Source organism: Candidatus Nitrosomarinus catalina, from assembly GCF_002156965.1.
Lineage (GTDB): Archaea > Thermoproteota > Nitrososphaeria > Nitrososphaerales > Nitrosopumilaceae > Nitrosopumilus > Nitrosopumilus catalinensis.
The window spans coordinates 835458-858245 of sequence record NZ_CP021324.1; the positions used below are offsets into that span (position 1 = coordinate 835458).

The 22788-nt window shown below is 31.8% G+C and carries 28 protein-coding genes, 1 tRNA gene and 1 other RNA gene; 15 read left to right on the forward strand and 15 right to left on the reverse strand.

Annotation, left to right across the window (positions count from 1 at the left end):
• Positions 1-5 precede the first annotated feature (5 nt).
• On the forward strand, positions 6-215 hold the full coding sequence (locus NMSP_RS05015; protein WP_086907741.1) for a hypothetical protein: 210 nt from the start codon (positions 6-8) through the stop codon (positions 213-215).
• 50 nt (positions 216-265) lie between these two features.
• Positions 266-1477: an NAD(P)/FAD-dependent oxidoreductase gene (locus tag NMSP_RS05020; protein ID WP_086907742.1), complete on the forward strand. Its 1212-nt coding sequence runs from the start codon at positions 266-268 to the stop codon at positions 1475-1477.
• A 9-nt stretch (positions 1478-1486) separates the two neighbouring features.
• On the opposite strand, the gene NMSP_RS08265 is transcribed toward NMSP_RS05020, so the two are convergent.
• Positions 1487-1723, reverse strand: coding sequence for a hypothetical protein (locus NMSP_RS08265; RefSeq protein WP_192866141.1), 237 nt, complete (start codon positions 1721-1723; stop codon positions 1487-1489).
• A 91-nt stretch (positions 1724-1814) separates the two neighbouring features.
• Here NMSP_RS08265 and NMSP_RS05025 point away from each other — a divergent pair, with 91 nt between their 5' ends.
• Together NMSP_RS05025 and rnpB are read left to right on the forward strand one after the other, a co-directional pair.
• Positions 1815-2444, forward strand: a complete 630-nt coding sequence (locus NMSP_RS05025; RefSeq protein ID WP_086907743.1) for a class I SAM-dependent methyltransferase — start codon at positions 1815-1817, stop codon at positions 2442-2444.
• 31 nt (positions 2445-2475) lie between these two features.
• An RNA gene (gene rnpB, locus NMSP_RS05030) (RNase P RNA component) lies at positions 2476-2755 on the forward strand.
• A 34-nt stretch (positions 2756-2789) separates the two neighbouring features.
• Here rnpB and NMSP_RS05035 read toward each other — a convergent pair.
• Positions 2790-4181: a hypothetical protein gene (locus NMSP_RS05035; RefSeq protein ID WP_225971246.1), complete on the reverse strand. Its 1392-nt coding sequence runs from the start codon at positions 4179-4181 to the stop codon at positions 2790-2792.
• 134 nt (positions 4182-4315) lie between these two features.
• Here NMSP_RS05035 and cofD point away from each other — a divergent pair, with 134 nt between their 5' ends.
• Together cofD and cofC are read left to right on the forward strand one after the other, a co-directional pair.
• Positions 4316-5236, forward strand: coding sequence for a 2-phospho-L-lactate transferase (gene cofD, locus NMSP_RS05040; protein ID WP_086907744.1), 921 nt, complete (start codon positions 4316-4318; stop codon positions 5234-5236).
• Position 5237: 1 nt separating this feature from the next.
• A complete protein-coding gene (gene cofC / locus NMSP_RS05045; RefSeq protein ID WP_086907745.1) occupies positions 5238-5870 on the forward strand; it encodes a 2-phospho-L-lactate guanylyltransferase in 633 nt (210 codons plus the stop codon).
• Here cofC and NMSP_RS05050 read toward each other — a convergent pair.
• Positions 5867-6841: a CPBP family glutamic-type intramembrane protease gene (locus NMSP_RS05050; RefSeq protein ID WP_086907746.1), complete on the reverse strand. Its 975-nt coding sequence runs from the start codon at positions 6839-6841 to the stop codon at positions 5867-5869. The two genes, cofC and NMSP_RS05050, sit on opposite strands and share 4 nt — an antisense overlap.
• Positions 6842-6846: 5 nt before the next feature.
• On the reverse strand, positions 6847-7155 hold the full coding sequence (gene yciH, locus NMSP_RS05055; protein ID WP_067957946.1) for a stress response translation initiation inhibitor YciH: 309 nt from the start codon (positions 7153-7155) through the stop codon (positions 6847-6849).
• A gap of 98 nt (positions 7156-7253) precedes the next feature.
• On the opposite strand from yciH, the gene NMSP_RS05060 reads away from it, so the two are divergent.
• The 3 genes from NMSP_RS05060 to NMSP_RS05070 are packed head-to-tail and all read left to right on the forward strand — an operon-like array spanning position 7254 to position 9539.
• Positions 7254-7583, forward strand: a complete 330-nt coding sequence (locus tag NMSP_RS05060; RefSeq protein WP_086907747.1) for an Sjogren's syndrome/scleroderma autoantigen 1 family protein — start codon at positions 7254-7256, stop codon at positions 7581-7583.
• Between the two features lie 38 nt (positions 7584-7621).
• Positions 7622-7783 carry a preprotein translocase subunit Sec61beta gene (locus NMSP_RS05065; protein ID WP_086907748.1) on the forward strand — a complete coding sequence of 54 codons (162 nt, stop codon included), beginning with the start codon at positions 7622-7624 and terminating at the stop codon, positions 7781-7783.
• 7 nt (positions 7784-7790) lie between these two features.
• Positions 7791-9539: a DUF2070 family protein gene (locus NMSP_RS05070; protein ID WP_086907749.1), complete on the forward strand. Its 1749-nt coding sequence runs from the start codon at positions 7791-7793 to the stop codon at positions 9537-9539.
• Here the strand turns inward: NMSP_RS05070 and NMSP_RS05075 are convergent.
• A complete protein-coding gene (locus NMSP_RS05075) occupies positions 9523-10140 on the reverse strand; it encodes a hypothetical protein (RefSeq protein WP_086908392.1) in 618 nt (205 codons plus the stop codon). The genes NMSP_RS05070 and NMSP_RS05075 overlap by 17 nt on opposite strands.
• Positions 10141-10241: 101 nt before the next feature.
• Here NMSP_RS05075 and NMSP_RS05080 point away from each other — a divergent pair, with 101 nt between their 5' ends.
• The gene (locus tag NMSP_RS05080) at positions 10242-10466 is read left to right on the forward strand and encodes a hypothetical protein (protein WP_086907750.1); all 225 of its coding nucleotides are present in this window, start codon (positions 10242-10244) and stop codon (positions 10464-10466) included.
• A 298-nt stretch (positions 10467-10764) separates the two neighbouring features.
• On the opposite strand, the gene NMSP_RS05085 is transcribed toward NMSP_RS05080, so the two are convergent.
• Positions 10765-10953, reverse strand: a complete 189-nt coding sequence (locus NMSP_RS05085; RefSeq protein ID WP_086907751.1) for a tetratricopeptide repeat protein — start codon at positions 10951-10953, stop codon at positions 10765-10767.
• Positions 10954-11108: 155 nt separating this feature from the next.
• On the opposite strand from NMSP_RS05085, the gene NMSP_RS05090 reads away from it, so the two are divergent.
• Complete coding sequence (locus NMSP_RS05090; protein WP_086907752.1) at positions 11109-13568, forward strand: ABC transporter substrate-binding protein; 2460 nt, start codon at positions 11109-11111, stop codon at positions 13566-13568.
• Here the strand turns inward: NMSP_RS05090 and NMSP_RS05095 are convergent.
• From NMSP_RS05095 to NMSP_RS05110, 4 genes are all read right to left on the reverse strand, one after another.
• Positions 13565-14056 (reverse strand): DUF367 family protein, encoded by a 492-nt coding sequence (locus NMSP_RS05095; protein ID WP_086908393.1) that lies wholly within the window; start codon positions 14054-14056, stop codon positions 13565-13567. The genes NMSP_RS05090 and NMSP_RS05095 overlap by 4 nt on opposite strands.
• Positions 14057-14090: 34 nt before the next feature.
• The gene (locus tag NMSP_RS05100) at positions 14091-16121 is read right to left on the reverse strand and encodes a lamin tail domain-containing protein (protein WP_086907753.1); all 2031 of its coding nucleotides are present in this window, start codon (positions 16119-16121) and stop codon (positions 14091-14093) included.
• A gap of 138 nt (positions 16122-16259) precedes the next feature.
• On the reverse strand, positions 16260-16505 hold the full coding sequence (locus NMSP_RS05105) for a hypothetical protein (RefSeq protein WP_225971249.1): 246 nt from the start codon (positions 16503-16505) through the stop codon (positions 16260-16262).
• Between the two features lie 140 nt (positions 16506-16645).
• A tRNA-Pro gene (locus NMSP_RS05110) sits at positions 16646-16722 on the reverse strand.
• A 72-nt stretch (positions 16723-16794) separates the two neighbouring features.
• Between NMSP_RS05110 and map the strand changes: the two genes are divergently transcribed.
• Positions 16795-17694: a type II methionyl aminopeptidase gene (map, locus tag NMSP_RS05115; RefSeq protein ID WP_086907754.1), complete on the forward strand. Its 900-nt coding sequence runs from the start codon at positions 16795-16797 to the stop codon at positions 17692-17694.
• Positions 17695-17797: 103 nt separating this feature from the next.
• Here map and NMSP_RS05120 read toward each other — a convergent pair whose 3' ends face one another.
• The 3 genes from NMSP_RS05120 to NMSP_RS05130 form a co-directional block, all read right to left on the reverse strand.
• Complete coding sequence (locus NMSP_RS05120; protein ID WP_192866142.1) at positions 17798-18337, reverse strand: HD domain-containing protein; 540 nt, start codon at positions 18335-18337, stop codon at positions 17798-17800.
• Between the two features lie 85 nt (positions 18338-18422).
• Positions 18423-18605, reverse strand: a complete 183-nt coding sequence (locus NMSP_RS05125; RefSeq protein ID WP_086907756.1) for a hypothetical protein — start codon at positions 18603-18605, stop codon at positions 18423-18425.
• Positions 18602-19717, reverse strand: a complete 1116-nt coding sequence (locus NMSP_RS05130) for a DUF1512 domain-containing protein (protein WP_086908395.1) — start codon at positions 19715-19717, stop codon at positions 18602-18604. Before NMSP_RS05130 ends, NMSP_RS05125 begins: the two co-directional genes overlap by 4 nt.
• Before the next feature lie 109 nt (positions 19718-19826).
• Between NMSP_RS05130 and NMSP_RS05135 the strand changes: the two genes are divergently transcribed.
• On the forward strand, positions 19827-20387 hold the full coding sequence (locus NMSP_RS05135) for a TATA-box-binding protein (RefSeq protein WP_086907757.1): 561 nt from the start codon (positions 19827-19829) through the stop codon (positions 20385-20387).
• Between the two features lie 11 nt (positions 20388-20398).
• Here NMSP_RS05135 and NMSP_RS05140 read toward each other — a convergent pair whose 3' ends face one another.
• The gene (locus NMSP_RS05140; protein WP_086907758.1) at positions 20399-20728 is read right to left on the reverse strand and encodes a tRNA-binding protein; all 330 of its coding nucleotides are present in this window, start codon (positions 20726-20728) and stop codon (positions 20399-20401) included.
• Positions 20729-20765: 37 nt separating this feature from the next.
• Entirely contained in the window at positions 20766-20963 is a 198-nt protein-coding gene (locus NMSP_RS05145; RefSeq protein ID WP_086907759.1) for a hypothetical protein, read from the reverse strand.
• A gap of 148 nt (positions 20964-21111) precedes the next feature.
• Here NMSP_RS05145 and NMSP_RS05150 point away from each other — a divergent pair, with 148 nt between their 5' ends.
• A complete protein-coding gene (locus NMSP_RS05150; RefSeq protein WP_225971250.1) occupies positions 21112-21552 on the forward strand; it encodes a type II toxin-antitoxin system RatA family toxin in 441 nt (146 codons plus the stop codon).
• 2 nt (positions 21553-21554) lie between these two features.
• Complete coding sequence (locus NMSP_RS05155; protein ID WP_086907760.1) at positions 21555-22763, forward strand: glycosyltransferase family 2 protein; 1209 nt, start codon at positions 21555-21557, stop codon at positions 22761-22763.
• Positions 22764-22788: the final 25 nt, after the last annotated feature.

Here is a 22788-nt window from a genome sequence, read left to right on the forward strand (position 1 = left end):
ATTTTATGCCTGAATTTAGATGTGAAGATTGTGGAAAACGTCTATTTCATGAGAATGAAACCACTTTAGAAGTGCAAAAAACAATTCATTCAAAATTCTGTAGAAACATAAAAGGAGAAACACACAGTTACATGCACAGGGATCCAGCACATATGGAAACATTTGACATAGAAAGAGAAAACGATACAACAGGCGAACCTGTATTAAAAAAATAGAAATTCTATAACCTCAAAATTATATCCTAGATAATTATCATGAATTTTAATTGACAGAAGAATACAATTATGATTTAGTTGTGGTTGGAGGTGGGCCAGCAGGTTCATCAGCAGCATTTGCTGCAGCAAAAAACGGGATTAAAGTGGCATTGATTGAGAAAGAAAATTCAATTGCTGAGACAGTTAGAACAAGCGGAGTCACATGGATTAAAAGTATTAAAGAATTTGAAATACCTGAAAATTGCTATCATCCAATCAAGAACTTCTCATTTGCATCACCAAATAATGAAGTTACCATTAGTGATTCAATTGCTACAGCAGCAGTCTTAGATGTAAGAAAAACTTATCGATGGTTATCTGAAGAAGCAAAAAAATTAGGAGTAGATATTTTTGTAAAAACTAACATTAATGATGTAATTAAGGATGAAGAACAAAACATCATAGGAGTAAAAGGAACAAGAGCAGAAGAAAAAATTACGTTTAATTCTAAAGTTGTAATTGATGCTACAGGATTTACATCAACTATTTCAAAAACAATGGGATATGTAACACAATGGGAAAGATTTGGAGCAGGAGCAGAATACGAAGCTGAAGTTGAAAATGCAGACCCAGATACATGGTGGTTAATGGTAGGGCAAGAGTACACACCTGCAGGGTATGCATGGATTTTTCCACTTGGAAACAATATTGTTAGAATTGGGGTAGGTGTAGGAAAACCAGAATCAAACATAGATCCAACTCAAAGACTAAAAGAAATAATAGAAAAAAAATTAGGACCAATAAAAAAACTAGGAAAAATTACGCCAATAGAATTTCATTACGGATTAATTCCAAATGATGGGTTATCTAGAAAGACAGTTTATAATAATTTGATATTGGTTGGAGATACTGCAGGTCAAGCTAATCCATTAGTTTTAGAGGGCATCAGGTATGCAATAAAATTTGGAAGAGTTGCAGGAGAAGTTGCAGCAAAAGCAATTAAAAATAAAAAAACAGATGAGACTGCACTTTATCCATATGAGGAAAATTGGAGAAACGCCATTGAATCAAAAATTAATTCAGCAGGTAAAGTTCAAGATAGATGGATTAAATTGTCAGATGAAGAATGGGATAAAGAATTAGACATAATAAAAGAATTAAAAACAGAAGAATTTTTGGATTTCATTAAAGCAGATTTTGGGTTATCAAACATGCTAAAATTGGCTATGAGTCATCCCAAATTGGCAGTCAGACAATTATTCAATTTGGTTAAATCCAAATAATAGAAAAAATCATGCCGTAGCAACTAATGGAAAATAGATGCTAGGCATGATTTTAGGCACAGATACGGTATGGTCGGTTGGCTTGGACATACATAACGAATGAAATTGCTCAGTAGTCATTGTAGAGCAATGTTTGCAAATCATTACTACAGTTTTGAAGCACTGTGAGCATTTTTTTGCTTCAATCAAATTTCCTCCACAGTTTCTACATGATTCATAAGGCAATTTCTTTTCAAAAATATTCATCAAAAATTAGTTATAAAGAGGACGTAGAATTTATTCGAATAAATCATCAGTACGAAGAAAGTTATAATTGAATTAAAAAAGTAAATCAAACATGGATGAGATTAGTAAAAAATTTGATGAATGGGCAACTAACGGAAAAGCAGAATCTATGGAAAAAGGACATGGAGGAAATGTTTTAAAATTCTTGAAAAATATTTCATTTGATCAATCATTTACCTTTTTGGATGTAGGATGTGGAAACGGATGGGTGATCAGATACGTTACAGAAATTCCCACATGTAAAAAAGCTGTAGGAATTGATAAAAGTAAAAAAATGATCATACAAGCAAATAAAAAAATTAGAAACAAGAAAGAGAATTTTATTCATACAGATGTAGAGTCATGGAAATATACTGGAAAATTTGATTTCGTTTTTGCAATGGAATCAATTTATTATTCAGATTCAATGGGAGACGCAATTAAAAAAATTTACAAATTATTAAAACCGGGAGGACAATTTTTCTGTGGAACCGACTTTTATACAGAAAATGAAGATACAACAAAGTGGGCAAATATGATGAAAATTCAAATGCATTTACATTCAAAAAAAGAGTGGAAAGAATTTTTTAGAAATGCAGGATTTTCAGTTCAAACAAAACAAATCAAAGATTCAAAAGGAAATGAAAAATGGAAAAGAGAAATGGGTACATTGTTCGTTACAGGCACAAAACCCCTAAAGTAATATTCAAATCATATTAAAAAAATACCATGATGTGAGCTGGAGCACGAAACGCTGCTACGGCAGAGGAAACTCCTCCCTCCATACAGGAAATGTGATCTGGAGATAGATAATCAGAGATGGTTGGCAACGATGCAGAAAAAAATCCAATATGGCGCACTGTGATGGTGAAAACCTGAGATTTCCATAAAAGGAATGAAAAAGACGACCCACATGGAGCAAAGCCAAACAGAACCATAGGTTCCTGTACCAGGTTCAGGTAGGCTGCAAAGCGAAATATCGTGAAAACAGAAGGAGGGTTACTCCCAGCACACATTATTTTATTTCAAAAATTTAATTTTTTTAGTATTAACTCATTTCGTTAACTTGTTCTTTACAAATATCGGCGTTACAACGACATGTTGCATCACATAAGCAGGAACCATGCATTTCACAATCACATTCTGTGCCAATTTCTGCAGATGCAGCACATCCACATGCTGCTTCATCACCACCAGAAGGCATTGTTTGTTCCGGAACAGTTTCTTGAGGAGTTGTCTCTTGAGGAGTAACTTCTGTAGATTGCTCATAAACACTTCTTGTTTGTTCGTAATCAGTATCAGATTTCAATTGTGCTTCACCTCTATTAGTTTGATAACCACCGGAAGATGCGCTGGTCTGATATCCAACAAGATTGCTAGGATCAATTCCTTGTTGTCCAACTTTTTGGTTCTTCATAGATCTACTACTGATAAAGAAAAATCCAATACCTGCTGCTGCTGCCAATCCAGCCATTCCATAAATAATCATTACAGGGAAACCACCAGTTGATGTTGTCATATAATCCTCAGGAGGAGTTGGAGTGACACCAATAATTTCAACACCATCTAAAATATCTAAAGCACCAAATCCAATTGAAGACAAGTTTGCAGTATCAGTAGATTGAACACTTCTTACAATGTATAGTTCATCGGCCATTACTTCTGCTTCAAAGACGCGTTCAACTTGTCTACCTTCTCTAATACTACTTTCACCCATTGTCCAACTTGAAACAACAAAGCCTTGAATTGAGTCATCTAATCCAAATGTATTTGCATCAGCATTGATTCCAGTTGGATCAAATAAGAAATGCCAATTAGTCAATGGTTGTTCTAGAATAAAATCAGCGTTGATTAGTTCTCTATTCAAAACATTTTCAGCTTCAGTATCAACAAAGGTATTGTATAGAATTGGTTCTTCAGTTTTCAAAATATCTAAAGGAATATTGATTTCAACGCCATCAATGACAATAGAAGATGTAGTGGTCAAACCCCTCCATCCTAAATCAACTAATTTTTTTTGAGAATCTTCTGTAATAATATAATCAGTTATACTTCCTTCTAAAATTACACGGTAATCAATAGAAGTTTGTAGACTTCTACCAGTTAATTGAAATTCGTATATTACGTTCAAGTCAGAAACTCTTGCTTGACTTCCATCTTTTTGAATTCCGTCGTTAAGTGCCATCATTAATTCTTGAACTCCAGGATTTGTTGCATCAGCAGTTCCAGCAGTTTTCCATTGAGTTCCACCTAAGGCGTTAAACAAATCACCGCCATTTGGATATTCAATAAAGACAGTTTTTAGATAACTCATTTTAAATGGAGATTCAGCATTATTTGGATTAATTGTAGTATCTAATTGTGCAGCCCATGCAGGTCCACTCGTACTAATAACAATAAGTCCTGCCAGTAAAACTGTCATTAATACTGCTTTAGTCACGACTAAAAATCACTATAAAGCCGTAATAAACTTATCCAAAAAAATTAGAACAAATGCCAACTTAGCGATCATAGGATCTTCTAAAAAGTAATATGTAGTGACACTGTAGAAAAATCGTTTTAGAGGTATATGATATGATTACAGTTTTAGCAGGAGGGACAGGTTCCGTCAAATTAGTCAGAGGGCTAGTTGCACAAGAAAAAAAAGTTAACGTAATTAGCAATGTAGGAGACAATTACTGGCTTTATGGATTGTATGTATGTCCAGATATTGATACAATAATTTATGGATTAGCAGATCTCTTAGATCAAGAAAAAGGTTGGGGTATTAAGAAAGACACATTCAACTTTTTGCGCCAAATGGAAGTGTTTGGAGAAGAGACATGGTTTGGAGTTGGAGATAGAGATGCAGCCACACATTTGATCAGAACCAATATGTTGAAAAATGGAAGAAATCTTAGTGACATTACAAAATGGATGTGTGAAAAATTTGCAGTCACAGCAAACATCATTCCAGTTACGGACAATACAGTTGAAACAAGAATTACTACAAACAAAGGAGAATTACATTTACAAGAATACTGGGTAAAGCATAGAGGATTAGATCCAGTAGAAGGAATTCAATACATAGGAGCAGATAAAGCTAGACCAAATCCTGAAGCAATAAACGCAATTCATGATTCAGACATGGTAATTTTAGCTCCAGGTAACCCACTAACATCAATTGGTCCAATGTTACAACTAAAAGGAATAAGAAAAGAATTATCAAAAATGAAGAAAAAGGTAATTGCAGTTAGTCCGCTAATAGGAGATAAATCAATTAGCGGTCCAGCAGCAAAATACATGCAAGCTGCAGGAATTGAATCAAATGCATACGGATTAGCAAAAATGTATTCAGATGTTTGTTCAAATGTCATAGTAGATACAAAAGATAAAGCACTTGTCAAAAAGATTCAAGGATTGGATATGAAGGCATATGAAACAAAAATTACTATGAAAAATAAATTAGCAGAAGAAGCATTAGCAAATTTCATCTTAAAACAAGTGCACGTTTAATTTGAAAATTGCAGCAATTATTCCAGTAAAGACTTTTTCAAATGCAAAAACCCGCTTAAAATTACCATCAGAAAAAATTGAAGAATTATGCAAAGTGATGTTAGAAGAAATTTTACAAACATTATCCATATCTCCAAAAATTGATGAAATTATACTCATCACAAAAGAACAAAAAGCCATTGAATTAGGTAAAAAATTCAAAACAATTACAATAATTGATGAGAAAGAAAAAAGCGTAAATGAAGCAGTATCTCTTGCTGACAAATATTTACTGGAAAATGACTTTAATGCATCGATTGTCTTCCCTCAAGACATACCATTTATCAAAACTCAAGATATTGATTTCATATTAAAACATCAACTACATCCAAATTTTGTAATTATTGTACCTTCAAGAAAATTTGATGGAACAAATGCACTTGTAAGAATGCCAATCAATATCATGAAAACACATTATGATGATGACAGTTACAGAAATCATATGAAGACAGCAAAGGAACACACACTAAATGTTGCAATGGTTTTTGTAAAAAGAGTAATGTTAGATGTGGATGATCAAGAAGACTTGAATGCATTATTAGAACAAAATGAAAAACCACATTTAATAGAAAAAATTAAAAAAATTCTAAATTAATTATTTTTTAAATAGAATTTATTTAAAAATAAAATACAGATTGCTAAAATTCCAGCAAATAAAAATAACAATTCTAAAGTGAACATCAAAGGATTAGAAAAAGCCAATTCTAAAGGAACATAATTAATTTGAGAAATAAAATGAGCGTATGCAAAAATAAAATAATTTGTAGCCCAATGAATCAACAAGGAAGCAACAAAACCATATCGAAGATATACCCAGCCCAAAATTATACCACCAGCAGTGGCTTGAGCAAATTTTCCTTCACTCCAAGAATCACTAAATGCAATGTGAGCAAATCCAAACGAAATACCTACAAAAACAATTACAAAAATTGCTTTTTTAGAGTCAAGTATGTTTAAGGATGAAGGAGTCCAGAGACATTTCAGAAAATAACGAATCGAGGCACGACTAGAATATAATGCAAATAAAGGAATTCCGATTAAAATAATTCTAAAAATAAATTCTTCAAATAGGGGTGCAAGAGAGACATAAAAAAATTGGATTAAGTTATTATCGCCCAGAGGAGGAACGGTTTCAATTCCAAAAGACTCTTGAATTACATTAATTATTGCAGAAACTAAAACTAGAACAGATAACCATTTTGTAATAGCAAACATGTAATTTAATTTAACATCATATTTGCCTAATGAAATTAAAGAAGAAATAGATTGTAGAAAATTCTGTTTAGGACCTAAAATTGAAATTACAAAAATAAAAAGATAAAACAACCATAAAACTACAAAGGCATCACCAATACTTAGATCAACATCAGATTGATAAAAAGAAGAATTTTGAAAAATATCTAAATGGCTAATAGGATAATCATAATTAATTGATTCACCTATGTCGGTTTCAAATACAATATAGATTCCAATAGGAAATGAAATTACAAGTAATCCAAAAAGAATTGATAAAACTGCAGTGAAAGGAATTCCAAGTAGTTGAAGAATCTTATTTGAATTTTGCAATTTTTCTAATGAAGTTCAATAGTATCTTCTGCAAATCCCAAATTAACTAAAGTGTCCTTAATAGTATCCCTATGGTCACCTTGTAAGAAAATGTAACCTTCTTTTGCAGTTCCACCACAAGCATACTTATTTTTAAGATCTTTAGCGACAGTTTCTAAATTATTTAATTTTGGATCAAGACCTTCAATCATAGTTCCTTTTTTCTTAAATCTCCTAGTTTCTAATCGGATTATAATTTTAGTACTGTCTTTTGCAAGTTCTCCACATGCACACAAATCTTCAGGTAGACCACAAGTATTACAAATTACTGCCATACGTTCGAATTGATTTCAATGATACGCACTATTAAGCCTTGTTTGATGAATAAAGTGAAAATACTCAGATTTTTTAAATCCAAAAACAATGGAAAACGATGTCAAAAGATCTTCAAAAGCGAGCAGCAGAAATGCTGCTTAATGGTGCAACATTGCTAAGTGAACCATGCCCATATTGTAAAGGAGTAAGAGTGATGAAAGAAGGCCAGGCATTATGTATCAAATGTGGCAAAGAACCAGAAAAAAGAGAAATTCCAAAAGAAAACAAGCAGGAGAAAAAGGAAAATCCACTTAAAAATACACTTGAAAAAAAATTAGAAGTGTTATCTAAAGAACTAGAGCAAGAGGAGGATCACGAAAAACAACAATCTATTCTCAAATCCATTAACTCAGTAATGGAAACAATAGACAAAATTAAAGAAAAATAAGAAAGTTTTTATGGTAAAATCCGTTTTTCTGAATCATAATGGCAGATAAATCAGCTCCACTTCCAGCATCAAGTGGAGGCCTCATGAGATTCTTCGAGGACGAAACAAAAGGTTTCAAGATGGATCCAAGAATAGTAGTTTCAATTCCAATTAGCTTAATTGCAATCTCATGGATAGCTGACCTATTTTTTGCTCCGTGAAAAAACAATGGAAAAGGAACAAGACGACGTTTCAAGTATTCACAACAGATTTTCACTTACTCTAGTTAATCCAGGGTCGCATTATTTTTCATTAGCTGCATCTATGGGAGTAGGATTAGTAATTGTACTTGCAACATATTTTGGATATTTTAACAACTTAGGTATCGAAGAATTTTGGTACAGAATCCCAATGGTGTTAGGAGTATTAGCAATAATACAAGTTCTAGATACAAGATTTACAAAGAAAAAAGAATATTCAAAATCATTACATTCATCATTATTTGGAAATATGCTTTGGGTAGTTACCATTCTAATGGGAATATTATCAAGTGTAGTACTAGGAAAAAATATTGAATTATTTTTTATTACTTTTGGAATGATTTTATTTGCAAGTTTCAGAATAGGAATTTACACAACAACATTAGGATTAAGCCTAAAAAAAGCATGGGCCATTGCATTCATTCAACCATTAGCAATGTTCTTTGTATTGATTCCACAAGAATCATGGTATACAATACTTAGTGAACCATTAGGAATAATCTACGGATTTGCATTTTGGATTATTGCAACTGTATGGTCACGAACGACAGATAGAGCAGGTAGACCAGGAATGGAAAGTACCCACAAAACCATTCAAGCATATCTTGCATCACAAGGAAATGATTTTGAAGATGCTGAAGAATTAATGGAACAACATGCAACTGAAACAAAAGTAGGAACTTCACAAATCAAATTTTCATCCAAAGATGGATCCAATGAATTCCGCATGGTGTTACCAGAAATACATCCAGGTCCATATCATCCAGTAGGCGGTAGCAATATCCCATATCTAATTTATAAAAATTTGGAATCATCAGCAATGGTAATGCATAGTATTTCTGATCATGCATTGAATTTACCATCACGAAATGAAGTGAATAATTATTTGAAAAATTTAGAAAATAGTGTTGTTAAAGAAGAAGGAATGACTTGTACAGAGCCAGTAATAGTTCAAATCAATAAAGCCAGAGTAACGGGAATGCTTTTTGGAAATAATCCATTACTAATGCTTTCATTGTCACCACACGGAATGGAAGACATTCCAAGTTACATCAAAAAAGAAATTGAGCAATATGGAAAGAATAGAAATTTTACAAAAATTATGACTATTGATTGTCATAATGCAATGGGGGAAGAAATTTCAAGTGAAGATGGCGAAGACTTGTTAAAAGCTACAAAATCATGTTTGGACTCACTAATTACAAAAGATAGCTTTCCAATTGAATTAGGGTATGCAAATTCAAATGACATGGATGTATGGACTGAAGATCTTGCAAAAGGAGGGTTAGGAATTACTTGTTTAAAGATAAACAATAAAAAATATTTTCTGGGATGGGCAGATGCAAACAACATGGAAAATGGAGTTAGAGAGAAAATAATTAAAAACTTTGAAGATGAAGGACATAATTTATTAGAAATTTGTACATCAGATACACATTATGCAGCAGTTAAAGCTAGAAATAGAAATGGCTACTATCAACTAGGACTAATAACCAGTGCAGACAAACTTTCAAAATGGTTTTTAGAAATTGCAGAAAATGCAGTATCAAAAATATCATCAGCAAAATATGAAATTTTAGAAAATGAGACACAAGTTAAAGTCATGGGTCAAAGCATCTATGAAGATTATTCAAAAGCTTTAGAGAATTCATTAAGAATTACCAAAATGTTTGTTATTGGAGGACTAGGGTTATTCATCACTAGTCTTTTTCTATAGTTTTCATTTCTTCAATATTTCCATAAAATTCATCTATAAATGAAGAAAATTGAAAAATAGGCACAATAGGAACTTTGTCTATAAAATCAATCTTATCCTGATACAAAGTAACAATCACAGGCACAGCCATTGATCCTTCAGTCTTTGCAACATATTGTTTAGTTCTTTCAATTTGCTTTTTTACTGCAGATGCTAGTGAAGAAGAATTGTATCTTTTCCAATGTTTACAATCAATCAATATTGCAATACCTAAACGAATGCCAACAACATCAATTTCCATTCTAGGCTTTGTCAGCATCATATTTTTAATTACAGCAAAATTTTTTGAGGATAATATTTCTGCAGTTAATCCTTCAAAATCCCTCCAATCCAATACAACTGAAATCTCATCTAAAGGAAATCCATTTTCAAGTAAAGTCATTGCAATTTTTAATTTATCACCATCTTCAAAAAAATAAAAATTATCTTTCAGAGTTCCAATTCCATTATTTAATAAATTATTTAAAATATTTTCAGAGTCAATAGAACTAATCTGAGTGACAGTAGAGAAATCCTTTACAGATACACCACCAGAAATTATTCCATTCAGACCTTGAATCATTTTAGGATGAGTTTTCAATAACCAATTTTGAATAAGATACAGGATATAGGTTTTAGGTTAAGATAGAATGTCTTTTTTTAGTACGATGTACAAAAAACATTATGGAATTTAATAAAAACTATGGTCAGATAATTATAGGATACGGATTACTTTCAATCGGAATCACATTAATGATGTTATTTATGCAAACGTCTGGGATTTTTTGGCTAATTTTATCAGGTACAACAATTGTTGGAGGGATTTGGATTATCAAAAAAGAAAGAAATGACAGAAAAAAGTATGATTCAGATAACGAGTGTGCATTCCAAGACAACAAACCAGATTAGTTTTCACAATAACCCATCCCTCTTAAGGAGAGCGGAGATAATCTAAGAGTCGTGAAGATTTATTGTACTTTATGCAACAAAGAAATTAGATTAAAACCTCAAATACGAAATAGTCATTGGTATCACAAAAGATGCACCGCTAAGATTGATTTGTTATTAAATTAGGCACAAATTCTCAAAAATCAAGCATTTGGGCAATTCATGGTAGGATTAGTGTGACATTGATTACAAGTTTCTTTGCAACAGGGGTTTGATTTAATTTCAAAAACTCTTCCACAACAAAGACATTTGTTTTCAATCATAATTTCATTAATGAATTATTTTTAAGAAGTAATAAATTTGGATCAGATTCTCCCCCCAGACTTTTATCAATACTAATTGCTTCATCAAAGTGAAGTATTGCATCCTGATGTTTTCCTTCCCTTTGTAATGAAATACCTTTGTTAACTAGTTCTTCAATTTTTTCTAAATCATCTTCTTGGGTCATATCAAATATTCCTAGATTTGTCTAAATGTGTGATTCTATTATATCTATTACATATTTTGGTTTTTTTACATGTAAATTTTAGCACAACTATAACCAGAGATTTAAAAAATAAAAATTCAACATAGGTTTTATTACAAGCATAGGAAAATAAAACTATGAAAAAAATGCTAGTGATATTACTAGCGCTTTTAGTTATAGCAATAACATACAATGAATCATTTGCAGAAAAAAGTACCCATGTAAATTCAATAAAATTTATTCAATATTTAGACGAGAATACAGCATTAGAGGAAGTAAAAAATGGAAATTTGGATTTATATTATTATAGAATTTCACCAGATAGATTAGAAAATGAACAAAGTGCAGAAGGACTAAAAATTTATGATTCAACAGGAGGATCATATAGCTTACTAATCAATCCAGCAGAATCCGAAAAGTTTAATCCATTTTCAGAAAAAGATGCAAGATTTGCCTTAAATTATCTAGTAGATAGGAAATTAATTGTAAATGAATTGATGGGCGGATATGGCTCTCAAATTATATCCTATTACGGACCGACAGATCCAGAATATCTTACAATAATCAAAGAATTAGAATCATTTAATTTTAAATACAATCCGACATTGGCAAATAAAATAATCTCAGAGTCAATAATGGAGAGAGGAGTAGAAAAAATTAATGGAAAATGGGTAAAAAATAATGAAGAAGTAGAAATTAGTATTTTTATCAGAAGCGATGATCCAGTTAGAAAATCTATTGGAGAAATACTAGCTAAAGAGCTAGACGATATGGGATTTAAAATTAAAAAAGACTACGGGGATTTGAATAAAGCATTTGTTGTAGTTTATGGTTCAAATCCAGCAGACATGAATTGGAATTTATACACAGAAGGATGGGGTCGTTCTGCATTTGTAAAATATGATTCAATTGGATTAGGTCAAATGTACTCACCATGGTTTTCAAACATGCCAGGTTTTAATGACCCATCATATTGGAATTATGAAAATAAAAGATTAGACGAATTAACTCAAAAAATCTACAAAGGAGATTTTGAATCTTCAGAAAAAAGATCTGAATTAATTCAAGAAGCAGTGGTAGAAGGAATTAATGAGTCAGTAAGAATTTTTTTGGCAAGTAAAGTTGATCAATACGTAGTTAATCAAAATGTAGAAGGAGTAGTTAATGATTTAGGAGCAGGGATACCAAGTCGATTTACACCAATTAATGCAAAAACAAATGACGAAGAATTAACCATCGGAGTTAAACAAATCTATCAAGGGGCATGGAATCCAATAATGGGTTTAACAGATACATACAGTAGACAGATTTGGGGAATTATTTCAGACCCCATTACATTTAAGCATCCATTTACAGGTGAAACATTTCCAGTTCGAGCACAGTGGGAAGTAGAAACATCAGGATTAGATAAAAAAATCAATGTTCCTACAGAAGCAAAAATGTGGAATCCAACAGTACAGAAGTGGGAAAAGGTGTCAACTGAAACATTTGCAACAAGCAAAGTTACATTTGACTTTAAGTTCAGTAATTGGCACAACGGAGAGGCAATGGATATGAATGATATTTTACATTCATTGTATTTTACTATAGAGTGGGGCACACAGATAGATGAAAAAGACAAAACGTTTGATACAGAATTCACGCCAAGAGCGGCTCAAAGCATTCAAACAATAGTTGCAATTAACGAAATTGACAAAGACACAGTAGAAGTATATGTTAATTATTGGCATTTTAATGAAAATGAAATTGCCGAATGGGCTGCTATGTGGAGTCCAGTTCCATGGGAATTAACTGCAGCTATGGAAAAAGCAGTGATAGATGGAAAAGTATCATTTTCAAGATCAGGTGCTACAAGTAAGAGTGTGAATTGGTTATCATTAATTGTTCCAAATGATGCACAAATTATCAAAGAGTATTTGAAAGAATTTAGAGATAATGAATTCATTCCAAATTCATTAAAACAAAGTCAGAAACAACAACAATATTTTGATGACAGATTTGATTCATCAATAAAATGGATTGAAAAAAAGAATCATGCAGTAATTAGTAATGGGCCATTTTATTTAGAGACATACTCACCAGAATCAAGAACAATTTTAGTAAAAGCATTTGAGGACAAGTCATATCCATTTGAAATTGGAACATGGTCAAAATTTGAAAATATGCAATTTCCAAGCATCAAAAAAATCAACATAGAAAAAATAATTCAGCAAGGAGAATTTACTCAAATCGACATAGAAACTGAGGGAGTCACATCAATACTATATTTCATATTAGACAGCGAAGGACAAATTCAGATATCAGAAGAATCAGAAATTAATGAAAATGAATTAAATATTAAGCTCACATCAGACATTACAAAAAAATTGCAAGTAGGAACTAACCAAATCAAGATATTTGGAATCTCAAATTCAGTTTTAAAACCAGATATTTATGAAACTAATTTCATAGTAACAAACGAAAAATCAGAAATTCCAAAAACTGAAATCAATTTCCAAAATATTGAAAATGAAATAAGTTATGATATTGGGATAATTGGAATGACAGTAGTAGCAATAATGATTGGAATTACAATATTTCTAAAAAAGAGATTTTAAATCAAACCATAATCGGCAACGATATTCTGAATATCTTCTTCAGTTGTAGATTCAGAATAATCATTTAGTAGATTTTGATTCAACTCATAAAATGTATGCCCCCACTTGAATTTGTTTAATAATTCTAAACTTTGTTCTTTAAAGCCAAGAATGTATAATGAACCAGATAAGGCTTCAGCAGTGGTTAATTTGTTTAATTTAGAATAGTTCACAGGATTTCCAGCAAGCAAAGGAGGCAATTTTCTTTTAATCCCATTGAATTTTTGAGAAAAAGCATGATCTGCCAAATTCCATGAGCAATCAATGCCTACAATAGAATGAATAACAGAAGCATCTTTAGGAAGTAAAGTTTTTTCAGCAAATGGATCTAAAACTAATCCTTTTGAACCAATTTTTTTAATATTTTGAGCAAGTCCAAATTTTACCATTTTTGCAGCAGTACATTTCTTGGGATCATCCTGATAGAACATCAAAACTTGTAATTTCAATTTAATTGACAATTACAGTAAGAGTATTTGGAATTTACTGTATAGTTTTGTAAGTTACTTTATAATAAAATCTAGAAATCTCACTATCTTTTAAGACCTCAACATTCCAGTTTGTATCAGGCAAGAAATCTTCAGAGGATTGAGGTAAAATACTAAATTTTTCAAGTCGCACATCAGGGCCAGAATATCTCACATTAAGATTCATTCCATCAAGTTGGATTACTTCAAAAATTTGTCCAGGTTTTCTAGTGGATTCACTTACTAGACAATCAGAATTCTGACCAATGATACAAATTCCAGATGCAGATAAAACTTGTAAATTCACTTTAGAGATATCAGTTTTTGATGGAGTAATCATAGAACCAGATAAAACTCTAGGTTGTACAGATTGTTCTTCAAGAATTTTATCTGTAGTCTCAATAGAGATTAAACTGTCTGAAATTCGATTAGTTTTTTCAATCATAGTTTTTACACTAGATACAGCATATCCTCCTGCATCTTTTTCTTCAGAAACAGATTGTTTTCCAGGAATTGAAGCATTGGGATTACCATCGCCAAGGGTTTTATCAATTGCAAAATCTTCGTTAGAGATTACAGAAAAATTTTCTGATGCCAGTAATCCACCATAATTAGCTTTTACAATATAATCACCAACAGGAAACATTACAGAAGGGATTCTAACATCTACAGCAAAATTCCCATAAACGTCAGGTACAGCAGTAGAAGTGAAAAGAATTTGTTGTGCACCAGCAGAATTATCCATTATTGCACTAGTAAAAGCGATAGGCTTTCCATCAGAAGTGTAAAAATTCAGATATACTACTTGATAGTAAATATCACTATCGGGATCAAAGTTTGGAAGTATTCCAGAGATTTTTACATAAGCATTTTCAACATATTGAAAATCATCTAAAGTGAAAATCATCTCATTAGAAGAATCATCAGTTACAATTTCAATGGTTTTTTCAATTAAAGAAAATTTGGTAGATGAAATATGTTCACCATATTCAGCAGTGATGATGTATTCACCAAATACCGGAATAGCAGAATTAATTGAAATGATCGTATCAAATTCACCATCTACAGTAAACAGACTTCCGCTATCAATTTGTTTACCAGTAGGATCTAATATAGTAAATTTCATACTCTCATATGGAATTATTTCGTTAGTTGTTCCAGTAAGTAAGATTGTTTGTTTAAGAAAATATTCATTTTGATCAACACCAATTTTAAAAACAGAATCCACAGTTTCGGTAGTTTCAATCATTTTAGATTCAACAGAAAAACTAGTAGTTTCAGAAACACCAGCATAAGTTACAGTCACATCATAAGTGCCTTCAGAAATTCCCATAACTTGAACTAAGTCTAAACTAGTTTCATAATTTAGATTGTAATCAGGATATAATGAAACAGATTGTTGAAAATCAGGACCAGAAATAGTTATTGAAATAACTGCTGCTTGAAAAGTAGGAATTTCTACAAAAACTTTTTCTGAAACAGTTCCTTGAATTATCGTAGTTTCATCAAATACATAATTTGCTTTATCAGTAGATAACGTTACTTCAACTGCAGAAGTATTATCAGATGACATTAATTTACCATTTGAACCACCAGCGTTACCAAGAGAGAATTCCCAATCAGTATGACCATCATAACTTCTCTGCCAGGACATAAAATCATTTTTCAAATCAGTAATTTCAGGGGTTTTATCAATTACATTACCAGAAGAATTTCTTAATTCTACAGATTCAGATGAATCAGTAAACCAAACTTTAGTGTAAGTGAATGGCAATATTTGTTCAGGAGAAATTATAGTTCCATCAGGAATTGTAAATGTTTTTTTCAAAACAGTGGTCGAAGCAATTTGCCAACCACTCAAATCCACATCAGAATCAGTAGGATTGTAAAGCTCTACCCATTCAGAAATTGCAAGAGAGTCATCACCAAAAGGATTAGTGTCAACCTCATTAATTACAACATGATCAGTTATCAGTTCACCATATGCAGGAACGGAAATCATAGTAACTAGTACTGCAATTATTACAAGTAGGGGAGAGCGATTCATTGATATTTCCTATATTTCTTCACAAAATGACTCATTTTAGAATTAGATAGAGAAAAAGTTGAGCTATTTGTTAAAGTCAAAGATCTTAAAATCAACAAAAAATAAGTAAAATTCAAGACTTTAAGGAATTCGAAGGAATTATTCCTCTTCAGAATCACAATTTGTGCATTTTTTATTGATAATTTTAGAGCCACACTCCATGCAAATTCCCTCACCAACATCACGCTGAATTAATTGGCGCTTTTTACCAACATAGATCTTTATTCCAAAATAAAGCCCAATTACAATAATTGCAGAATAAGCAGGTCCCAAGTATTGAATTAATGCAAGCATGACAAGAATCAAGCCTACAATTAGAATAATATCTCGACGCTCAAAATTCAATAAAATGTCTTAAATTGAATCGATAAAAGTTTGCCGGGCTCAGGCCATTAGTTTACTTCATTTCAAAAGTCATTTCTCTAACTCATCTTCATTGCTCGGCAATAAGAAGAAGAGTCAATTTGATAATAAGATAATGATTATGGTGGGATCGGCGAAATTTGAATTCGCGACCTCTGCGTCCCAAACGCAGAATCATACCAAGCTAGACCACGATCCCAGCGAAATACGAAAATGCCCCAATTTAAGCTTCACAGATAATAATTTTAAAGGCAAATGAAGGATCAAATTTGTGACAATTGAAAATTATGTTAAAGCAGGTAAAATTGCAGCAGAAGTAAGAGAGATGGTTCGAGTAAAAGACTGGGTTGGTAAAACAGTTTATGAGATTTGTGAAGAGGTAGAAAATGAAATTAGAAAAAGAGGGGCCAAGTGTGCATTTCCAGTGAATGCAAGTATTAACGAAATTGCAGCACATTACACAGCAGAACCAAATGACCCAATTACAATCAAAGATACAGATTTAGTAAAAATTGATCTTGGTGCACAAATTGATGGATACATTGCAGATACGGCTGTCACAGTTTGTTACGATGCACAATTTGATGGATTAGTTCAAGCAGCTGAAGAGGCACTGGGCAGTGCAATGTCAATGATCAAAACAGGAGTTAAAGCAAGCGACATTGGTCGTACAATTGAAACAACGATTAAACAAATGGGATTCAAACCAATTGCAAATCTTAGCGGACATTCACTAGAACAATATACAATCCACGCAGGAAAATCAATTCCAAATATTTGGTCAATTGGAGGATTCTCACTTTCAGAAAATACAGCTTATGCATGCGAACCATTTGTAACAACAGAACAAGGTGGAGGATTTGTAAGAAATGGGAAAATAAAAAATATTTTTGCAATCAATTCTAGAAAGAAAACAAAAAATGAGGAGGCAGATAAATTATTGAATTTCATATGGGAAAATTTCAACATGTTGCCATTTGCATTAAGATGGATTACAAAAGAATGGGAAGAAAAAGAAGCTAGAGAATTACTAGATATTTTGATAAAGAAAAAAGCTGTCCAAGCATATCCAGTATTAATTGAAGTGAATGAACAAAGGGTGGCCCAAGCAGAGCACACATTCATCCCAATTGAAAGTGGAGTCACAGTTACAACAAAAGCATTAGAATAAGAAATGAGTGAAGAGATTAGACCATGTCCCAAGTGTGGAGGATTAATGTTTAGAGAACAAGGTGAAACAATCACTTGGTTTTGTCCTTCATGTAAGCTAAAATTTAAGACAAAGTGATTTTTCGTTGGCCATATTCTTTTAGAACTGAATTTAGCATTATTTCAGCCTGAGATAAATTAGGAATTCTCTTTTTATTTTGAATAATTCCAGATTTTATTTCATTTAGATATTTTATTTTATATTTTACTTGTACAATTTTTTGCATTCTATTCAATTCAGAGTTTTTTAAATCAGAAACATTTGCCAAAATATCAGCAAATTTGACAACTTTAGATTGCCATGAAGAATTAGAGAGTTGTTTTAGATAGTTTTTTTCTTGTTGATTTTTAGGTAGACGTGTTTCTTTTGTTAAATCAGACACAATTTGAGCAATTTTTTTACCAAAATGTTTTGAAACATCATCAAAATCAGACGAAGTGTCTTCAATAGAATCATGTAACCATCCAGAACATAAAATGGATTCATCCTCAATTCCCATCATCTCAAGATTTTTCACTACATCTTGCAAATGATGCCAATAGGGGGTTTTGTTATTTTTACGATATTGTCCCTTATGCTGTTTTATTGCATATTGTTTAGACATATCCAATTTATTTTTCTGCGTCATCTAATCAAATTAAAAAAAGATACTGTATTTATCCAATTACAAAAACAGAGAGTTTAGCAAGTTATTTTTGGAATATTTCACCATAAATTTTTTCGATAACTGTAATTCCATCACAAAATGAGCAATCAGAAGAAGGCATAAACAAAACATCACCTTCAGAAAAATCTCGTCTGTTGAGTTTATTGCATTTAGGACATCTTTCAACAGTATATGCCAATATTGTTTCTTCTTTTGAAAAAATCATTGTGGAACTCCTACAGTATTTCCAACCCCAATTATCACAACAGATTGTCCTTCAGCAGTATTTTCTAGAATCATCTCGTATACCTGTGAACGAACATTATCAGCCTGATCAGCAATTTCTTTACTCATCAGAGTAATTGCCTCTTTTACGGATTGCTTTACAATAATTGAAAAGACTGGAATTTGATTGGTAGTTGCAATTGCTTCAATTTGGAATTTTTCAGTACCTATTCCACCTATAGCAGCTCCAAATCCCCTTGCAATAGATGCAGAATCTTCACCCTCCATTTTTAATGCTGCATCAACCATTATTATTGCATCAATTTTATTAGTTTCAATAATTTTTTGTAATGCTTCATCAGGTCTACCAACAGTAGAACTAGGTCCTTCAGCTTTTAGTAAAAATAATTTTCTTTGTTCAAAAGTAGTTTTTGCCATAACGGTTTGAAATGAAATAATTTCTTTTTCTTCATTTAACATCATTTTACCAACTACCATAGGTCCAATTCCATCACCAATTGGCTGTCCTGTTTTAAATGCGGGAATTGCAGCTTGCATTGCTTTTGCATGCTCCATAATGAATGGTAAAATCATTTGTAGAGGCAAAATTAATGGATAATTTTTTTGTTTTTTTGCAGTCAAAAACATGTGATTTACAATTTTGTGAATCATTTGTAGTGAGGAAGCAAGTTCAAGTAATGTCTGAACACGGTTTAATTCAATTTCCGAAATATTAGGCAATAGAGATTGGATATGATTTCGCGTATAGTCTTCTCTGGATCTTACAGTATGTCTTACTTTTTCAACAATTCCATTAGGATCCATGTCAACTGGCATTATTGTGAAATAGTCTAAAAATTGCTCAATTTTTTTTGTAGGTTCATCTACAGGTTCTAGATTTTTCTGGACATAATCAATTAATTCTTTTTTAGAATCAGTACTGAATTTATCTAATTTTTTAATTGCTTTTTTTATTTCACCAGAAGTAACTAGTAATTGAATTTGTTGTCCATAAAATACAAAAATAATTATCGGAATTATCCAAACCAACATCATCAAAGGATCGCTGTCATCACTCATGGAGAACATTTGTTCAAAATCTGTAAAATTCAACAACAAGAAAACTTTGTAGATCTAAATTAAATGATTCGTAAAATCAACTAAATCTAAAAGCAGAGAGAGATATTGTCCTTTTATATAGTAGGACCGAAAAAAACTCGATATGCCACAAACAAAACCAATGATAAGCGTTGTTAACGTAGTTGCTTCAGCATCAGTTGATCAAAAAATGGACTTGAACGAGATTACAAAAACATTCCCAGATGTAGAATATCATCCAGACGTATTTCCAGGCCTTGTTTACAGATTAAAAACCCCAAAAAGTGCAACATTGATTTTTAGTTCCGGTAAAATGGTGTGTACAGGATCCAAGTCAGAAGAATTAGCTAAAAAAGCAGTAAAAACAGTAGTTCAACAACTTCGAAAAGGAGGCATCAAAGTCAAAAAAGACGCCGTAGTTTCAATTCAAAATATCGTATCTTCAATCAACCTTGGAGGCAAAGTCAACTTGGAGCAAGCAGCAAGAACTTTACCAAGAAGCATGTACGAACCTGAACAATTCCCAGGTCTTATCCACAGAATGCTTGACCCAAAGACAGTCATCTTGATTTTTGCATCAGGAAAACTTGTTTGTGTAGGAGCTAAACTTGAGAAAGAAGTATACAGATCAGTAAACAACGTCCATTCATTATTAGAAGAAAAAGACTTGATGGTTTACGATTAATTAAAAATTATTTATTTTATAGGACTACCCAAAGCAACATCTTCAGTTACAGTAAGCCAATATGGTTTATCATCAACATCAGCTGCCAACAACATTGCATTAGATTCAACACCAGCCATTGTTTTAGGTTCTAAGTTTGCAAGAACAATCACAGTTTTTCCAACAATTTCATCAGGTTGAAAATACTGAGCTCCTCCAATAATTACATCTCTTTGATCATCACCGCCCAAATCAATTTTACCTTTAATTATTCGAGATTTTCCTTCAATTGGTTCAGTAGAAATAATTTTAGCAACTCTAAGGTCTAGTTTTGCAAAATCATCATACGAGACAGTGGTCATAAAACATCTAAGATTTTCCGCTTAAAATGAATTTGCATTATTGTAACTCTTTTTTTGTAATTCCACTCGTTTCAATCTCATATTTTAAAGCAGCAGGTAATTCAAGATATTTTTTATTTACCAATTCAATAATTTGATCATCAGGAACATTAACTTTCTTTAACAATTTTCCACGCTGGTGAGCATATGCATTTTTCCAAAAAGTTCCTGCATCAAAAGTACCAATTTTTGCCATATAGCAAGTAAATTCCATGTTCTTTTAAATTTTAATGGACTGTGACGGAAGAATGGTCAAGGCCATTAGAACCGGAGTTAGTGTTCTGGATTTTAGGCATTGGCCCATCACAGTCTGTTTCAGTACATAGTGGAATCTAATATATTTGATGCAAAAATCATTTCAAACAAGAATGGCAACAATTGTGGTTCAAACAGAAATTAATTCCAGCCTGGATAAGGCATGGGAAATTATTTCAGACATAGATAATGAACCAAAATTTTGGAAAGGGACAAAAGAAGTAAAGACGTTATCTACAGAAGGAGACACAATAAAAAGAGAAATTACAATAGCATTTAGAGATCAAAAATGCTTACAAGAAGTTCAGCTAAACCCAAAAAATGAAATCAAAGCAAAATTTACAAAAGGTATTCTTAATGGAACAAAAATTATTACACTAACACCAAATAATGGAAAGATCATCATGAAAACATCTTGGGAAATTAAATTATCAGGAATGATGAACATGTTTACAGCAGTAATTAAGAATCATATCAAAAGTGGAACTGAACAAGCAATGCAAAGTATCAAAAGAGAAATCGAGGGATAATATTGGAAGTAGTAATTGAGATTTTTACATATATTATTGCATCAATTTTAATTGGAATTTGTGGAGCTTGGATATACTTAATCAAGTCCATGATTGAATCATTTACAAAAACACCGTATTTAGATAAATTTGAAAATACAAATAATTCAACACCAAAATTATCAATAATTCTTCCAGCAAGAAATGAAGAAAAATATCTTGCAAAGTGTTTAGACTCATTGATTGATCAAGATTATGAAAATTATGAAATCGTAGTAATTGATGATTCATCAGAAGATTCTACAGGAAAGATAATTTCAGATTATGCAAAAAATAATAATAAAATCATTCATGTTTCAGCAAATTCAAAACCTGAAGGATGGATGGGGAAAAATTGGGCATGTATGGAAGGATACAGACATGCAAAAGGGGAACTTCTATTGTTTACAGATGCAGATACAAAACATTCTAGACAAGTCATATCATTATCAGTTTCACATTTGTTAAGTTTGCAATTAGATGCATTGTCTGCAATTCCAAGGTTGTTAACTTTTGATTTTTTTACCAAAATATCATTACCAATGATATCAACATTTTTGCATACAAGATTTTCAGCAATTAATGTAAATAATCCAAAGAAAAAGGCAGCATATTTTTTTGGTAGTTTTTTCATCATTACAAAAAAAACATACGAAGAAGTAGGAATGCATGAAGGAGTAAAGCATGAGATTGTTGAAGATGGAGCACTTGGTAAAAAAGTGAAAGAATCAGGATACAAAATGAGAATAGTTAGAGGAGATGATCTAATTGATGCAGTTTGGGCCAGAGACTCAAAAACACTTTGGCATGCTTTAAAGAGATTAATGATTCCACTTTATTTGCAGAGTGAAAAAATTGCAATTGGAAGTTTTCTTGCAGTATTATTTTTACTATTTATTCCGTTTCCAATATTTGCCATAACTAACTTTATTCCAATAGAATCATTATCTACAAAAATACTGCATTATTCTGCTGCAATTGCATCTACACTGATTTACATTGGTGCAATCATTGAAGTGAAAATGGGATTAAAATTAAGATTAATTCATGCATTATTTGCACCATTAGGAGGATTAGTAGTCACTTTAGGATTCCTCACAGGATTAATTCAAGCAAAAGGTTCATCGTCAGTTTCATGGAGAGGAAGAAGTTATTCAATGAAAGATCATGCTCAAAGTTCACTTAGCATATAAAAAAGAATACTTTTACATACAAATG